Origin of the sequence: Streptomyces seoulensis (assembly GCF_004328625.1) — a bacterium.
GTDB classification, from domain to species: Bacteria; Actinomycetota; Actinomycetes; order Streptomycetales; family Streptomycetaceae; genus Streptomyces; species Streptomyces seoulensis.
In genome coordinates this window covers 280456-296234 of the sequence record NZ_CP032229.1, presented here as the reverse complement: position 1 = coordinate 296234, position 15779 = coordinate 280456, and the positions used below count along the sequence as shown (strand labels likewise).

The 15779-nt window shown below is 68.1% G+C and carries 16 protein-coding genes; 11 read left to right on the top strand and 5 right to left on the bottom strand.

Going from position 1 to position 15779, the window contains the following annotated elements; translation table 11 throughout:
* Position 1: 1 nt before the first annotated feature.
* Complete coding sequence (locus D0Z67_RS01340) at positions 2–574, bottom strand: hypothetical protein (RefSeq protein ID WP_338058791.1); 573 nt, start codon at positions 572–574, stop codon at positions 2–4.
* A 209-nt stretch (positions 575–783) separates the two neighbouring features.
* Between D0Z67_RS01340 and D0Z67_RS01335 the strand changes: the two genes are divergently transcribed.
* The 5 genes from D0Z67_RS01335 to D0Z67_RS01315 all read left to right on the top strand — a co-directional run bounded on the left by D0Z67_RS01335 (position 784) and on the right by D0Z67_RS01315 (position 5633).
* Positions 784–2082, top strand: coding sequence for a sensor histidine kinase (locus D0Z67_RS01335; RefSeq protein WP_031180527.1), 1299 nt, complete (start codon positions 784–786; stop codon positions 2080–2082).
* Between the two features lie 123 nt (positions 2083–2205).
* On the top strand, positions 2206–2874 hold the full coding sequence (locus D0Z67_RS01330) for a DedA family protein (protein WP_031180528.1): 669 nt from the start codon (positions 2206–2208) through the stop codon (positions 2872–2874).
* A gap of 49 nt (positions 2875–2923) precedes the next feature.
* Complete coding sequence (locus D0Z67_RS01325; protein ID WP_051887603.1) at positions 2924–3625, top strand: phosphatase PAP2 family protein; 702 nt, start codon at positions 2924–2926, stop codon at positions 3623–3625.
* Positions 3607–4269: a response regulator transcription factor gene (locus D0Z67_RS01320; protein WP_031180530.1), complete on the top strand. Its 663-nt coding sequence runs from the start codon at positions 3607–3609 to the stop codon at positions 4267–4269. The genes D0Z67_RS01325 and D0Z67_RS01320 overlap by 19 nt, the downstream gene beginning before the upstream one ends.
* Positions 4266–5633 carry a sensor histidine kinase gene (locus D0Z67_RS01315; protein ID WP_031180531.1) on the top strand — a complete coding sequence of 456 codons (1368 nt, stop codon included), beginning with the start codon at positions 4266–4268 and terminating at the stop codon, positions 5631–5633. Before D0Z67_RS01320 ends, D0Z67_RS01315 begins: the two co-directional genes overlap by 4 nt.
* Here the strand turns inward: D0Z67_RS01315 and D0Z67_RS01310 are convergent.
* Positions 5614–6510, bottom strand: coding sequence for a COG4705 family protein (locus D0Z67_RS01310; RefSeq protein WP_031180532.1), 897 nt, complete (start codon positions 6508–6510; stop codon positions 5614–5616). The genes D0Z67_RS01315 and D0Z67_RS01310 overlap by 20 nt on opposite strands.
* 146 nt (positions 6511–6656) lie before the next feature.
* Complete coding sequence (locus D0Z67_RS01305; RefSeq protein WP_031180533.1) at positions 6657–7496, bottom strand: COG4705 family protein; 840 nt, start codon at positions 7494–7496, stop codon at positions 6657–6659.
* Between the two features lie 167 nt (positions 7497–7663).
* Here D0Z67_RS01305 and D0Z67_RS01300 point away from each other — a divergent pair, with 167 nt between their 5' ends.
* Positions 7664–8719, top strand: a complete 1056-nt coding sequence (locus D0Z67_RS01300) for a bile acid:sodium symporter family protein (protein ID WP_031180534.1) — start codon at positions 7664–7666, stop codon at positions 8717–8719.
* On the opposite strand, the gene D0Z67_RS30525 is transcribed toward D0Z67_RS01300, so the two are convergent.
* Positions 8616–9296, bottom strand: coding sequence for a MerR family transcriptional regulator (locus D0Z67_RS30525; protein WP_078873181.1), 681 nt, complete (start codon positions 9294–9296; stop codon positions 8616–8618). The two genes, D0Z67_RS01300 and D0Z67_RS30525, sit on opposite strands and share 104 nt — an antisense overlap.
* A gap of 99 nt (positions 9297–9395) precedes the next feature.
* Between D0Z67_RS30525 and D0Z67_RS01290 the strand changes: the two genes are divergently transcribed.
* From D0Z67_RS01290 to D0Z67_RS01280, 3 genes are all read left to right on the top strand, one after another.
* On the top strand, positions 9396–11420 hold the full coding sequence (locus D0Z67_RS01290; RefSeq protein WP_051887557.1) for a flippase-like domain-containing protein: 2025 nt from the start codon (positions 9396–9398) through the stop codon (positions 11418–11420).
* A 345-nt stretch (positions 11421–11765) separates the two neighbouring features.
* Positions 11766–12182 carry a MerR family transcriptional regulator gene (locus D0Z67_RS01285; RefSeq protein WP_051887558.1) on the top strand — a complete coding sequence of 139 codons (417 nt, stop codon included), beginning with the start codon at positions 11766–11768 and terminating at the stop codon, positions 12180–12182.
* A 373-nt stretch (positions 12183–12555) separates the two neighbouring features.
* The gene (locus D0Z67_RS01280) at positions 12556–13341 is read left to right on the top strand and encodes an amidohydrolase family protein (RefSeq protein WP_031180537.1); all 786 of its coding nucleotides are present in this window, start codon (positions 12556–12558) and stop codon (positions 13339–13341) included.
* A gap of 47 nt (positions 13342–13388) precedes the next feature.
* Here the strand turns inward: D0Z67_RS01280 and D0Z67_RS01275 are convergent, their stop codons facing one another.
* A complete protein-coding gene (locus tag D0Z67_RS01275) occupies positions 13389–14276 on the bottom strand; it encodes a LysR family transcriptional regulator (RefSeq protein ID WP_031180538.1) in 888 nt (295 codons plus the stop codon).
* A 154-nt stretch (positions 14277–14430) separates the two neighbouring features.
* Between D0Z67_RS01275 and D0Z67_RS01270 the strand changes: the two genes are divergently transcribed.
* On the top strand, positions 14431–14823 hold the full coding sequence (locus tag D0Z67_RS01270; RefSeq protein WP_031180539.1) for a VOC family protein: 393 nt from the start codon (positions 14431–14433) through the stop codon (positions 14821–14823).
* A 58-nt stretch (positions 14824–14881) separates the two neighbouring features.
* On the top strand, positions 14882–15775 hold the full coding sequence (locus tag D0Z67_RS01265) for a hypothetical protein (protein WP_031180540.1): 894 nt from the start codon (positions 14882–14884) through the stop codon (positions 15773–15775).
* The last annotated feature ends 4 nt before the right edge of the window (positions 15776–15779 follow it).

Sequence of the window (15779 nt, the reverse complement as noted above, 5' to 3'; positions counted from 1 at the left end):
CTCACTGCCAGGTGAAGGAGTCGCTGATGACACGCCATGGGTCGATGTTGTCGGCGTTGACCGGCCCCGACAGGGTGATGTCCACCTCGTGCCCCCGCCGGTAGAACGCGTAGCGCTCGAACGCGTCGCGGATAACCTTTCCGGTGACCGGATCGGTGGCGGAGTCACCGCGGTACTCGAGCCGGACGACCTTCCCCGCGTGCCGGGACACCTGCGTCACGTTCGCCTCGCCGAAGCGGGAAACCTCGCGGCGCAGCTTGGGAACGACGTCACGGGTGACCGAAGCGGTGGTGGGGGCGGCCGGCGCCCGGACCTCGTCGACGCGAACCTGGTTGAGTTTGTCGGTGAAGATGGTCGTGTTGCCCTTCACGGCGCGCGACCACCCCTCGGGGACCTTGACGAGGAATCCACGGCCGGCCGGCCGGAAGCCGACGTACGCCTGGTTATCGGGAATGTCCCCCGGGGGGTTGGACTCGGTGGGCGGTGCCGCCTGGCCCGATGTGCTCCGGGACGCCGTTCCGGACCCGGGGCCGGCGGTTCCGGAACAGCCGCTCGTCACCGCGGCGACGAGCACGAGGCCGATGACCCCGTAGATCCGAACGCGTGCCATGGTGCAACCGCCTCTCACGCCAGGCTTCACGCCGACACCGGACCGGTGGACGTCTTCCTGCCTGCGACGTTATGGACCACGTGGTTAGTGGCGCGCTCAGCGACGGTTAGACGACGGCAAAAGCCGGTGGCGTGCGCCCGGTCGTGCAGCCAGTGAGCCGCATGATGAAGGGCATGAGACAGCGTGTCGTGCGGGTGGCTGTGGCGGCGGTGCTGGTCGCGCTGGTGCTGCTCGCTATTCCTCTGGCCGTCGCGGTTCGCTCGTCCTTGTATGCCGACCGGCGCGACAGCCTCGAACGGGCGGCCCTCGCGGCAGCGGTACGGGTGAATCCCGACTACGCCGCAGGAGACCCCGCCGAGCTGCCGGCGCCGCCGGCCGGATCATCTCTGGGTCTGTACAGCCCCGGCCTCGACCTGCGTGTCGGCCACGGCCCCTCCGTCGGCGATGACGCGGTGCGCCGGTCGTTGCGCGGAGTGATCGCGCATGCCGAGACGGGTCGGCAACTCGTCGTGGCCGTGCCGGTCTCCCGCGACGAGAACGTCATCGGCGTGGTCAGAGCCTCCTCGTCCGCCGCCTCCATCCGGTCCGAGGTCTTTCTCGCCTGGGCCGCGCTTACCGCTCTGGCGGCTATGGCGCTCACCGTCGGCGTGCTGGTCGCCCGACGGCAGGCGCGAGCCCTCGCCCGGCCTCTGGAGGAGCTGTCGCGGCACTGCCGGGCCGTGGCTCGCGGTGACCTGTCCGTGCGCGCCGAGGCCAGCACTATCGCCGAGATCGACCAGGTCGCCCGCACGCACAACGACATGCTCCACAGTCTCACCGAACTCCTGCGACACGAGCGCGACTTCACCTCGAACGCCTCGCACCAGCTGCGCACACCGCTGACGGGACTCCAGCTCACCCTGGAAGCCGGTCTCGCGCAGCCCGACGACCGCATGCTGCGCCCGTTCCTCCGAGAGGCACTCGAGGGCACCCGAAGGGTGCACGACACGGTGGAGGAAGTGCTCCGACTGGCCGGCTCGCCCCGCGTCGGGAACCAAGCGGCCGCGGACCGATCGGTGGCCGATCTGCTGGCGGAGACCGACGCCCTCTGGCGCGGGCTGTTCGCCGAGCAGGGCAGACGACTGATGTGCGAGTGCGGCGACGCACCTGACGATACGCGTGTCTCCGGGAGGCCATTGACCGAAATTATCGGCGTCCTTCTCGACAACGCGCGCGTCCACGGCCGCGGCAGCGTCCACGTCGCGGTGCGCGATCTCGGGGGAGCCCTCGCCTTCGATGTCTGTGACGAGGGTGTGCTGCGCATTGAGCCGGACCGGCTGTTCGCCCGCGGTCACACCGGTGATTCCAGCGGCGGTGCCGGCATCGGCCTGGCCTTCGCCCGCGATCTGGCCGCCTCCCTGGGCGGACGCCTGTCGCTGACCTCAAGTGACCCCACCACTTTCACCCTGCTGATTCCGGTGCGGCCTGCGTGACGCTCGGGAACGCCTTGAGGCCGACGATCGTCTACTGTGTTGTAGACCGTCTACTTTGATGTAGTCGACGGCGGCGGTGCGCGCACTCATTCCAATACCCGCAAGGGAAGAGGCTCCGAATTCATGACGACATCGATGCATCTGGCCTCGCAGCTCGCTGTGAACGTGCTGGACGCCAGATCGCTCCTGACCGCGTTCGGAGTGGTGGGTGTGGGCGTGGTCCTGTTCGCCGAGACAGGTCTGCTCATCGGCTTCTTCCTTCCAGGCGATTCGCTGCTTTTCACGGCCGGTCTGCTGGCCACCGGATCGACAGAGGGGGCGGTGCACCTCTCGCTGGCCCCGCTATTGATCTCCGCCGCGGTCGGCGCGCTGGCCGGAGCGCAGTGCGGCTACCTGATCGGCCGCCGAGCGGGCGGATCCTTGCTCGCTCGCAGCCGATCACATCGGCTGCATGACGGCGCGAAGCGGGCGGAAGAACTGCTGGAGCGGTACGGGTTCGCGAAGGCGATCGTGCTGGCCCGGTTCATTCCGGTGGTGCGGACGGTACTCAACCCGCTGGCCGGGGTTCTGGAGGTGCCCGTGCGGACCTTCACGCTCTGGCAGGTCGTCGGCGGTCTGGTGTGGTCCGTGGGCGTGACCCTCGCGGGGTACGCGCTGGGCTCCTCCATCCCGAACGTCGACCGCTACCTGCTGCCACTCGTTGCCCTGATCGTGGTGGTCTCTCTCATCCCCCTGCTGGCAGAGGTGCTGCGCGGCCGTCGGAAGGCCAGGGCGAAGGGTGAGGCACGGTGACGGTCGCATGCGAGGCCTGTTTTGCACCATGGCGCCAGATGGTCACGGCATGAGGCGCCGGGAAGTGGCGGAGCTTTCCGGCAGCGTCAGCCTCGGCGTCTGGGCGGCGTTCGCGGTGCTGGCCGCCGTCGCCGTGGGCGGGCGCGGCGCTCCATTGGAGCTGGATCAGGATGTTCTCGTATGGGCCGTCGGCCATCGACCGTCCGCGGCGCTTGCGCTAGCACGTGGTGTGACGGCCACGGGCACGGGTGCGCTTCCCTATGCGTTGGCGGCGGTGGCAGCCATGGTGGCGGGGCGAACACCGCAGCAACGGCTGGCCGCGGCCGCGTTCGGGCTGGCCTGTCTGGGCGGAGGCCAGGCCGTCCGCTACGCGGTGATGGAACTCGCCCATCGGCCTCGTCCTCCGCTCGCCGACTGGGCGACCCACGCATCCGGCTGGGCCTTCCCGTCCGGGCACAGCACGACGAGCGCGCTCACCGCCGGCCTGCTGATCGTCGCGGTCTCCCTGCGGGCCCCGCGCGGAGCGACGGCGCTGCGGCTGCTCATCGGCTGCTGGGGTGCGATGGTGGGGTTGAGCCGCGCCTATCTCGGGGTGCACTGGTTCACCGACGTCGCCGGGGGCTGGCTGTTCGCGACAGCATGGCTGAGCGCGTGCCTGTGGGCTGCTGCCCGATGGCTGCCAAGCCTCTCTTTCACGGCTCCGGACACCTCATCGAACACCGAGGAAGGATCATGCGCCCCAAGATCCTGATCGTCGAGGACGACCACGCTCTGCGGGACACGCTGCGACGTGGACTGTCCGAGGACTTCGAACCCGTCCTGGCCGCCGACGGCGCCACGGCTCTGCGGCTGGCCTTGGACGGCGTCGAGGCCGCTGTCCTCGACATCGGCCTTCCCGACGCGGACGGACGCGATGTGTGCCAGGCCATGAGAGCCAACGGGTTCCGCGCTCCAGTGATCTTCCTGACCGCCCGGCACCACATCACGGACCGCCTGTCCGGATTCTCGGCCGGCGGGGACGACTACCTGCCCAAACCATTCCACCTTATGGAACTCACCGCGCGGCTCAAGGCCATGCTCAAACGCTCCTCGTTCCGCCCGGCCGCCTCCCACGCCGATCTCGCCCTCGACGCCGTCAATCACAGCATGGCCGTCGAGGGCCGGGCTCCCGTAGCTCTGTCGCCCACGGAGTTCCGGCTGCTGGCGTTGCTCGTCGCCGCGGGCGGGAGCATCGTGCGCCGTCTCGACCTCATCCGGGCCGGCTGGCCCGAGGGCGCACAGGTCAGCGACAACACCCTTGACCAATACCTCACCCGATTGCGGCGCAAGCTGCGGGACGCGGGCAGCAGCCTGACGATTACCACCGCGCGCGGGGTCGGGCATCGCCTCTCATGAGACGCGTTGCCCAGTGCCTCGTTCCGCGCACATTGCGAGGCCGTCTGTCGCTGGTGGCGCTGACCACGGCAGCGCTGATCATGACGCTCCTGACCGTCGTCTTCAACCTCGCCATCACCCGTCACCTGCAGCATCAGGTGGATACGGAGCTGCGCAACCGGGCCGAGGCGGTCGCCACCACCGTGGACACCAGCGGCCCCGAAGCACGCGTGCTCGAGACCGTCAACGACCGTCTGCTCGACACCAACGTGTGGATCTACGCCGACGGCCGCCTGCTGGAACGGCCCAGCTCGGCGCCGCTGCACGGCCCGCTGTCCACCACCGCTGACTTCCTGGCCCGTCGGAGAGAACAGGCGTGCACGACGAACGCCGGGCAACCGCAGGTACGGCAGTGCGCGTTGCCGCTGCCGGGTCGTCATTCCGCCACCATCGTGACGGCCATGAGCCTGGGCCCGTACCGCAGCTCTGCCGACACCTTGCTCGTGGCATCACTGATCTTGGACGCGGCGATGCTCGCATGCATGTACGTCCTCACCCGCCTGTCGGTCGGTCGTGCGCTGCGTCCGATGCAGTCCATGACCGACAAGGCCGCCCAGTGGAGCGCGGTCGGCTCCGAGACCCGCTTCGGAGCCGAGCACCAGCCGGTCGAGCTCGCCAGGCTGGGAGGCTCACTGGACGTGCTGCTGGACCGGATACGGACCGTACTGAGACACGAACAGCAACTGACCGGTGAGCTGTCCCACGAGCTCCGTACGCCGCTCACCCGTATGGTCGTCGAGCTCGACTGGTGGCAGGTGCACCCGCGTTCGGCCCAGGAGACGCGGGCCACTCACCGGGTGCTGACCGAAGCGGCCCAGTCGATGCGCACTATCTGCGACACACTCCTCGACGACGCCCGCGACAGAGCACTGGACCACACGGCCGTGCCCGGCACCACCGACGTCGTGCCGATCCTTCAGCGCCTGCTGCGACAGTCCTGCCCGCCGGACCGGATCAGGACGAGCCTGGAGACGAGCGCCCCGGTCGTCCAGGCGGCCACCGCACCCGCTGTGCTCGAACGGATCGTGAGCCCCCTGCTGGCGAATGCCGTCCGCTATGCGCACACTGCCGTGACAGTGGTCGTGCGGCGCACGGCCGACGCCGTATGCCTCGATGTCACCGACGACGGCCCGGGGGTGCCGGCGGCGTTCGTCGAGGAACTCTTCGTCCCGGGGCGGCGGGCCGATCACGACGACGGGCACGACGGAGCGGGCCTGGGGCTGCCGCTCGCCAGGCGTTTGGCCCGCTCCGTCGGGGGCGACGTGTCCTTCGATCGGGGCCACCGGTCCGGAGCCCGCTTCACGGTCAGCCTGCCCGTCGGCTGACTTCCTCGGGCTGTGCCTGCGTGGCCTCAGTCTTGCGCTCTCGGAAGTGGGCGTAGGCCATCATGCCGAAGAGGACCACGAGCAGGACGGCGGAGGAACCCAGAGTGCCGAGGTCGAGACCGCCCTTGGCGACGGGCTTGGTGAGGAAGTCGCCTGCGGTCGCACCGAGCGGACGCGTGAGCACGAAGGCGATCCAGAACAGCGCCACATTCGGCACCGAGGGCACCTTCATCAGCGCGACCAGGACCATGAGCAGCCCGACCACGAGCAGGGCCGCGCCGGCGTAGCCGAGCCCGGAGCTGTCGGAGAGGAAGTCGCCCATCGAGGTCCCGAGCGTGTTGGACACCAGGATCGCGGACCAGAACAGGGCTTCGCCCCGGAACGTGACGATGTCCCTGATCTGGAAGGTCATCCCGCTCAGCTTCCACGCGACGAAGATCGCCAACAGGATCGAGATGAGGATGGCCGCCCCCACCGGATAGCCAAGGCCCAGCCCCTGCGGTCCCCAGCCCAGGGAAGTCGCCCCGCCGGAGAGGTACTTGGCGCTGGCGTCACGGTTCATGAAGTCGGACATGGTGGTCCCGGCCATGCTGGTCGAAAGGATCACCGTCCAGTAGAAGAACGGGTTGTACCGCTTGGACCGCAGCTGGACGACCAGCGTCACCACGAAGATCCCGAACAGTGCGATCGTGGTGAGGAAGTAGCCCAGTTTGAGCGTCTGTGCGAACAGGTCCCCGGCCGTCTCTCCGAGTGTCGTCGCCGCGATCTTCATGATCCAGAAGGCGAGTGTGACCTCGGGCAGTTTCTTCATCACGACCTGGGCGGTGCTCGATGCTCGCGGCGCGTCGAAATCGGTGATGATTCTCGGTTCGGTCATCTGTGCCCTCCAGTCCCTACGAACGGCGGAGCGCCCGTCCCGAAGAGGACGAGCGCTCTGTTGAGCTGTGCCGCCTGGCTAAAGAGCGGCCACAATGACGAACATGGCAGACGAAGCCTGAAATCATCCTGAATGGCTTAGTTGGGTCAGCCCGACTGGAAACGGACCGGCTCTTTGCCGGTGACGTCCCTCTGCGTCACGGTCAGGAAAACCACGAGCCCGAGGATGACGGCGAGGAACAGGACGCTGGTAACCACCGTGCCAAGCCCCAGACCGCCGTCGCCGGTGGGCTGGGAGAGGTAGTCGCCGATGGACGCGCCAAGGGGGCGAGTCAAGATGTAGGCGATCCAGAAGCTCCACACCGCGTTCGCGCCGAGCGCGAAGTGGGCTATAGCGACCGCTGCGATGGCCAGGGCGAAGAGCACTGCGGACACCCAGTAGCCGAGGTTCATTCGCTCGGAGACCAGGTCCCCGGCCGCCGTACCGAGCGCGAAGGTGAACAACACGGCGAGCCAGTAGAACGACTCGCGGCCGACGGTGTCGATGTGGTGGATCGACAAGGTCCGCTCACGCCAGTACCAGACCGCGAAGACGATCGCCAGAACAATGGCGAACACCGTGGTGCTGGTCTCCAGCGGCACGCCCATGTTGTCCGTGAGGTTGTCGCTGATCAGTGTGCCCACCACGCTGATGAGAGCGACCGCGAGCCAGTACACGCCCGCCCGGTACGACCGGGTGCGGAACTGGACCACGAGTGCGACGGCCAGTAGAGCACTCATCAGGACCGACACCCCGGTCAGGCCGAGTCCCGCCTTTTCGTTCAACAGGTCGGCCGCCGTCTCGCCGACTGTCGTGCACAGCACTTTGATGATCCAGAAGTATGCCGTGACCTCGGGGACCTTGTTCCAGCGCGGCCGGAAACCAGACGGGTGGGCCTCGGCTCCAGCGGCATCGGGCAGGGAGGGATGGGGATTCTCGTACGTCATGACGCCCTACCGTGCCAGCGGGCACCTGAACGCATCCTGACCAGCGCGGGTCACCGCCGTCGCGTCGGCCCGCCTCGGCGCGGCATCGCGGCCACGCTTTCGTCTCCGGCCCAACTCCGCATCGTGAGACGGAAGAGGAACCCCTGAATACACGGAAGCTCGACTTCGTGCTCAGCCCCTCGCGGGCGACGACGTGGCTGCACCAGCGTCTGGGCCGGGCGGTCTGCGTGTCCTACGCGGCGGCCGGGCTGCTGCCCGCCCCTGGGTTGTGGCTGCGTCACCCCCACCGGTTGCCGTTCACCGTTGCTTTCACTCTCTCCAGCACCGAGATCCTCCTCGGCCTGGTCCTCTTCGCCGCCGGGCTGCAGGTACCCGTTGAGGCTCTGGGCGGTTTGATGCGGCGCCCGCACGCGCTGCTCGCCGGGCTCGGCCTGCGTCTGGCCGTCCCCGCGCTGACCATCCCCGTCATCGCGTTCCTGCTGCGTCGGACACCGGACACGGACGGGGGCGGTGGCCTGGTCCTCGCGATGGGCGTCATCGTGGCTATGCCAGTCGCCGCGGGTGCCACGGTGTGGGCCGGGAAGAGCGGGGGAGATCAGCCGACCATGGTGGGCCTGGTGCTCGTTTCGACTCTCCTGAGCCCTCTCACCGTGCCTGTTGTCATCAACGGCCTCAGTCCGCTTCTCGGCACAGGTCACGTGAACGTGCTCGCTGGAAGCATCCATGCCGGCGGTTCAACTCTCGCGACCGTTGTCATGCCGTGCGCAGCCGGCGTCCTGTCTCGACTTGTCCTGCCCACTTCGTGGCTTCGTCGCGTTGTGACCGTCGCCCTGCCCACAGCGGCGACCGGCTCGCTGGTGCTGACCTATCTCAATGCCAGCGGCGCGTTGGGCTCCTTCTTGGCCCACCCGCGCCCGTTGCTACTTGTGGCCGCAGTGTTGACGGCGGGGGTGGTCTGCCTTCTGTCCTTCGCTATCGGACGCGCACTAGCCCGACTGCTGCGACTTCCCCCTTCCTCCGCCGCGTCGCTGACTCTCGCCTGTGGCATGAACAACAGCAGCGCCGGGGCGGTCCTGATCACAACGGCCCTGCCCCACAAGCCCCAACTCCTGCTGCCTGTCATCGCCTACGGATTGCTGCAGAAGACAGCTGCGAACCGACTCCTCCGACAGCGAACGGTCGGAAACCCGCGCAACCACAGCCGCAGGTGGTTGTGGCTGTAACGCCGCACTCGCCTTGCTCGACAGGCTTTTCAGGAACGCCGAGGTATCTGGGCTCTGCGGCGGAAACGCTACGCCGCCCCGCTGGCCGTTTTCTCGGGTGCCCAGGACGGGACCGGACCCAAAACGGGGCTGTCGCGTACTCACCGGCGCCATCTGGCTCGCTCAGGACCGGTACTATCCGATGAGCACCGGTCCCGGCCGTGTCAACTGCGGCCTCACGATCGGAGGCTCCTACGCACTCGCCCCCACCGGACGGAACAACGTCAAGGTTGCGAGACGTCGCCGGACAGCGATCCGGTCGAGCTGGAGGGTCGCTACCTCTGGCTGCGATCATGTTGGGAAGGCTCCCGCTCAGCGTCGCCTCGCCGACGGAGCATGGCAGGATCTGGCGGATTAGGCGAGTGGGCAGACCGACGGCCAGCAGTGCGCGTATGCGCCGCACGGTCTGCACCGTCCGGTCGTCGTAGTCGCGATAGCCGTTGGCGCGGCGCTCCGGGTGGATCAGCTCCATCCGTTCGTAGTAGCGCAGCAGGCGTTCACTGGCCCCGGTACGACGTGACAGCTCCCCGATCAGCACCGACCGGCTCCCTCCGGTTTGACCTTCCCACGGTGTCAGGGAGCAACAGTGCGCTGGTCGGCCGCATTCCGGGCCGATCGTCAAGGAGGGAACGAATCATTGATCATCGATGCGCACCTGGCGGCGCTCGCGGTCCGGTACCCATCCGTTCCGCTCGTGGTCAGCCAGCTCGGTGGTCTCCGGCCCACGCTGCGCAACTTGCTGGCTGCCCTGCGTGAGCTCGGCTTCGCACCGGTCACCGCGCAGCGTCTGGACCAGACTACCGAGAGGAGGGGGACCGCGGGCCGAGACACCACCCTAGGTATCGGCTCCGATCGCTGCCGCCGCTACGTGGTGATCCTGGAGGACGGTGCATCACTGGACGTCACCCTGGTTGACCGCGAGCAGCAGGCGCGCGCCTTCTTCCACCGCGCTCGCCACAGCCTGCTGATGCGTCCGATCTGCGAGCGGCGGGGCCTGAAATCGCTGCGCCACGCGTTGGAGAGGGAAACGCTGCTCACCCACGCCGCGATAGCTGCAGGGGCACGCACACCGAAGCTGCTCGCAGCCTCCGAGCTTGGCCCGGACGCGGTCATGTTGGTCCACGAGCACGTCCGAGGCCGCTCGTTGGACACGCTTGACGACGACGATGTCTCTGAGCAGGTGGTGGACAGTGCCTGGGAGCAGGTGCGGGCCCTGCACACGCGGCGCATCGCTCACCGGCGGCTCACGGGGGACGCGCTCCTGGTGGACGAGTCGGGCAGGATCCACCTCACCGGCCTGCAGGACGGCGAGGTCGCCGCCGGGGACCTTCTGTTGCGCATGGACGTCGCCCAGTTGCTCACCACATTCGCCCTGCGAGTCGGCCCCGAGCGCTCGGTCTCCTGCGCCACGAGGGTGCTCGGCCCGGATGCCGTCGCGGGCAGCCTTCCGCTGCTCCAGCCGCTGGTGTTCAGCCGCTCCACCCGCGACACGCTGCGCCGCCACGCGAAGGAGCGCGCCGAAAGGGAACGCGAGGCGGTGCCGGCAGCCGTCGAGCCGGTGGGGCTTGCCCTCTCCGAGGGGGCCGACGGACTCAAGGCCACGCGGGCCGGAAGGGACATCGATGAGCGGGCGAGGGAGGAGTCGCTGGCGCGGGTCCAGGAGGATGACATCCTCGCCCAGATCCGCCGGCAGGTGCTGCGTGTCCGCCCGCAGGCGCCGGTCGCCCCGGTCCGGTTGGAGCGGATCAAGCCACGAACCTTGATCGCCCTCATCACCAGCGCCTTCGCCGTCCACTACCTGTTCTCCCAGCTGGTCAGCTTCGACTTCGGTGCCGTCTTCCAGGAGGCTGACTGGACGTGGGTCGTCGTGGCGCTCACCTTCTCCGCCCTGACCTACGTGGCGGCTGCGATGAGCCTGCTGGGCTTCGTGCCCGAGAAGGTCTTGTTCGGAAAAACTGTCCTGGCACAGTTCGCGGCGTCCTTGGTCGTGATGCCGGCCGCGGTCGGCGGCGTCGCGCTCAACACCCGGTTCCTGCAGCGCAACCGGGTGCGGTCGGGGCACGCGGTGGCAAGTGTCGGCGCGTCACAGCTGGCCGCCGGAGTCATCCACGCTCTCCTCGTGCTCGTTTTCGGCTACATGGCAGGGACGCGGCACACCGAGATCCTCTCGCCGTCCAGCTCCAGGGTGGTCATCGGCGGGTTGCTCACCGCGGCCGTGCTCGTTCTGGTGATGGTCACGGTCCCGTACCTGCGAAGGTTCGTCATGACCCGGATGCGGACCCTGCTCGCGGGTGTCGTGCCGCGCATGCTCGACCTGCTGCAGCATCCCAGGAAGCTGTTGACCGGTGTCGGCGGCATCCTGATGTTCAATCTCTGCTTCTGCGCCTGTCTGGACGCCTCGGTGCGGGCGTTCGGCCATTCGCTGAGCTACTCGACCATCGCGCTCGTCTACCTTGTGGGTTCTGCGGCCGGCTCGGCCGTTCCCACGCCGGGCGGGATAGGCGCGATCGAGACGTCGCTCGTCACGGCGCTGACCCTTGCCGGGTTGCCCGAGAACGTCGCTTTCCCCGCGGTGCTGCTCCACCGCCTGCTCACCTTCTGGCTGCCGATACTTCCCGGCTGGGCCCCATTCGTCTGGCTGACCCGTAAGCAGCTGCTCTAGAGGGTGTCTTGTCCTCCGGTGACCCTGCTTGCCGACGGCGCAAGCGCGGGTGGCGTCCCGTGGTATGCCCGCCACGGAACGCCACCGGGGGTTGGAGCGGGCGGTCAGGCGCCGTGCTGGACCGTGCTGATCCGGGTGCCACCTTGACCTTGCTGGTGGCGACGGACATCCCAGCGACCTGCCCGTTCGGCCGCGCAGAGCGAAGGACGCCTCTGGCCCGCATCGCCGCCGAGAGATCGAGCAGAATGCGGGGCGAGCCGTGGCGGAACGGCCCGGAATAGCGCAGCCCCAGCGCACCGTTGCCCTTTGACACGCCTGCCGAATCAACCCGGAGGGAGTCGGACAGTGCTGATCGGTGAGCTGGCGAGGCGGTCCGGAGTCAGCGAACGCCTGCTGCGTCACTACGAGCGCGTGGAGCTGATTCACTCCGAACGCCGCGCCAACGGCTACCGCGAGTACGACGACCCGACCGTCGAGACCGTACGGCGCGTCCGCGTTCTGCTGGCCGCTGGCCTGCCCACCCGCATCATCCGCCAGATCCTTCCCTGCACCACGGACGAGGCCGCGCTGCGCCCGTGCCCTGGCGTGCTCAGCAGTCTCCGCGATCAGCTGAGCGTCCTTGACCAGCGTGCTGCCGACTTGGAAACCGCACGCCATCTTCTGCGCCGGACCATAGCCGCCACCGAGAACGCCATGCACCCCGCATCTGCGACGAGATCACCTCAAGGGCCGGGTCCCGACGCGGGTGGCCCAGCCAACTGATGCCGGGTTCCGTCCTGATCACCCAAAACTCGACCGACACTCGACTCTCCGACTACCGAGGTCGGAACCACCGGCGGCGGACGGCTGAGCCGGGTCACCTGAAACCCGGACGAGGAGGGCGACCGCCGTCGTGTGCGGCGCCGGTCGGCCCTGAGCTCGTCCGTGTCCAGGGCCGTGTCTACGGTGTCGGCGCCCTTTGAGTCGGATCCTCGGTGTGTCACGTTCGCTCCGCGGGGCCGGCTGGATGCTCGCAGCCTCGACGGCCGGTGATACTCCGTGCCACGTGCCTTGACCTTGACATGGTGTCAACCTCCGACACTCGGACCGGTGAGCACCCCGCCTCACCGCTCCAGCGCACGAACAGGAGACCTCGTTGATCATCGACGCGCACAGCCATGTCCACGATCCCGTGCATCGTCACATCGCCTTGTTGGACGAGGCGGGAGTCGACCGCGCGGTGCTCTTCAGCACCCGTCCGCATCCGGAACGGGCCACTAATCTGGCCGCGTTCCGGCGTGAGATGAGTGTGCTGGACGAGACGATCAGCGGGCGGTCCACCAGCCTGGACGACTTTGAGGCCGCGCGGCGGGAACTTGAGGCTGCATGCGCGGAGCACCCCGATCGTTTCATCGGTTTCGGCAAGGTCCGGCTGGATCGGCCGTCCCGGCGGATCGCGGAAGACGTCGAGCGCGAGGTCGTCGGTCGTGGCTTTCGCGGCATCGGCGAGCTGAGCCCGCCCCCTGACGGTGCTGGCCGGCTCGAGCCCGTCCTGCGCGCAGCCTCCGACCACAGCGGTCTGCCCGTTGTCGTCCACGGGTTCGCGCCGACCACGGTGGGTGACCTCGCGACCCTGTCCGCTCTCGCGCGCCGCTATCCGTCCGTTCCCCTGGTGATCAGTCAGCTCGGCGGACTGAACTGGCTGAAGGCCGTCGAGCTGGCCCGGGAGACCTCGAACATGTACTTGGAGCTGTCGACGGCGAACATCGTCTTCGCGGTCCGACTGGCCATCGAGGAGGTACCCGACCGTACTCTGTTCGGTTCCGACGCCCCCTACGGCGACCCTCTTCTCGCCCGTGCCATTGTCGAACGCGTGACCAAGCCGGGTGCGCTGCGAGATCGGGTCCTGGGAGGCACCCTGGCGGAACTGCTGGGTCTTTGACGGCAGGGAGCACCAGGTACGGGCTGAGCGCAAGCCCGAGGAGAGCATCAGGCAGTCGAGGCGGTCGCATCGCTGTCCAGCAGGCCGAGGAAGGCGGCAGCGGCGGGGCTCGGGGTGGACCGACTCCAGACCAGGCGCTCCACGCGGACCGGTCCGTCAGTGATGGGTACCACTCGTAGTCCGTGCCGTTCGGCATCGAAGGCCGCGGGCAGCAGGGCGATCCCCAATCCGTTGCGGACCATCCGGACCATGAGTTCAATGCCGGAGACCTCGAAGGCCACGTCGCGGTGCAGCCCGGCGGCGGTGAATGCCTGGTCCGACTGAGCCCGGGCGGCGCTGCCTTCGGCGAAGTCGACGAACAGCTCGTCCGCCAGAAGGCGGAGTTCCACCTCCCGGTCCATGGCCAGCCGATGACTCGGAGCGACAACGGCCACGTGCCGTCCCTGTGCCAATTCCCGGTCGTGCACGCCCTGGGACCGGAATCCGGGTGGGACCCCGAGGAACGCCGCGTCCAGTTCGCCGGCGCGCACCTGGTCGATGAATCGTTCGCTGGAGCCCGTACGAAGGCTGATCCTCACCTGGGGGTAGCGCACGTGGTAGTCCTGGAGCACCGCCGGGAGGTCGACAGCCGCCACGGTCGGGATCGATCCGATGGTCAGTCTGCCCCGTATCGCGCCGGTGGTCGCCGCCACCTCTGCCCGGGCGCGCTCGGCGGCTTCCAACGCCTGGCGAGCCGCAGGCAGGAACGCCTCTCCGGCAGGAGTCAGCCAGACCCGGCGGCTGGTCCGTTCGAACAGCCGGGCGCCCAGCTCCTTTTCCAGCCTGGCCACTTGGTGGCTCAACGCCGACTGGACGACGTGGCATCGCTCGGCGGCGCGGGTGAAGTTCGCCGTCTCCGCCACCGCGAGGACGTAGCGCATCTGCTGGAGATCCATCGATCCATCGTGAAAGGCGATGGATCGGATGACAAGCATGTGTTGGACCCATGGATGATCGGCCCACGATGCTGACTCATGCGCGCCGGTCGTCAGTGGACCGGCCGTAGCCCTCGCGGCTTGCCGCCCCCGTCCTGACTCCGTGGAGACAATCATGCGCGTGATCGCCTTCGATCATCTCGTCCTGAACGTCGCCGACATCGAGCGCTCCCTGTCCTTCTACACCGGTCCGCTGGGGTTGGTGCCGGTGCGTGTGGAGGAGTGGCGAGCCGGTGAAGCACCGTTCCCGTCCGTACGGGTGAGTCCCACCACTCTCATCGACTTGGTCGAGGTGTCCCACGGGCGAGGGCTGGAGGGCTCCAACGTCGACCACATCTGTCTCGTGGTCGAGCCGCTCGATTGGCAGCAGTCCATTGAATCAGGCACTTTCACGGTGCTGGACGGTCCTGGCAAACGCTTTGGCGCCCGGGGCATCGCCGACTCCGTCTACGTACAGGACCCGGACGGCAACATCGTGGAACTGCGCTGGTACCCACACGAGGCCTGAGAACCCACGGCTGTCCGTCTGACGCCGTCGGCGACATTCTGCGGGGAGAAGGAAGGACATGACGACGCAAGGTCTCGGATCCAGACTGCACCGGCGGTTGCACTCCGGGCAGGACCGGGTAAACGGCGCCGTGGCGCGGACCGCTCTCCTCGCGGTGACCACACTGGTCGCCGCAGCCGCAGGAGTGGCCGGGACACTGGTGTACCAGAAGTGCACCGTCCCGGACACGTCCTCAGTCGACGCCCAGGCCGCGGAGCTGGCCGGGGACCTGCGCGGGGACTTGAACGCGGGCTTGTATTCGGGAGGCAGTTCCTACGGAGGGCAGTTCACCGAGGGCACCCTTGTCGCCCAGGTCGAGGCACACGGCGGAGTTCTGCTGAGTGCCAGCACCAAGCGTAATCAGGCTTCGGGCATCGTCCACACGGCAGACGTGATGTTGGGGCTGGTACCCCCGGGGACCGAGCCGGTCGTCGCAGATGCTTATCCGGTCAACTGCTACCGGTACACCTTCGGCGTCGGCATGTACAGCGTGAAACGGTCCGGCATCACCTGCCCGTCTTCACGGACCGACGGCAGGCCCGGCAGCCTCACGGCGCAGATGGGTGCCCTGCTCACGCGGCGGCCCACGGGTATCTTCGCGTACCGGCAGGTGGCGTCCAAGGGTTACGCGCACACTCCGCAGGGTGCGGTGGAATTCCTGAAGGAGCAGCATCTGGTCACCGCCAGGGACGTGGTGAACTCGGTCGTCGGCACGGCTGACGGTGATGGGGTCTACGTCCTCGCACTGAGTATCAACGACGCTTGCCATTACCTGCGTATGGACTCCTCGCCCACGGCGTCACGCCTGATCCCGCTGTGGGCCGCTCCTGCCGACAGCCAGAGCGTGTGCGGCGTTCGGCAGGCCGTGGCCGCAGCCGGCCTCTACGGGATCGATCCGGCGAAGCAGAGGTGAGCAG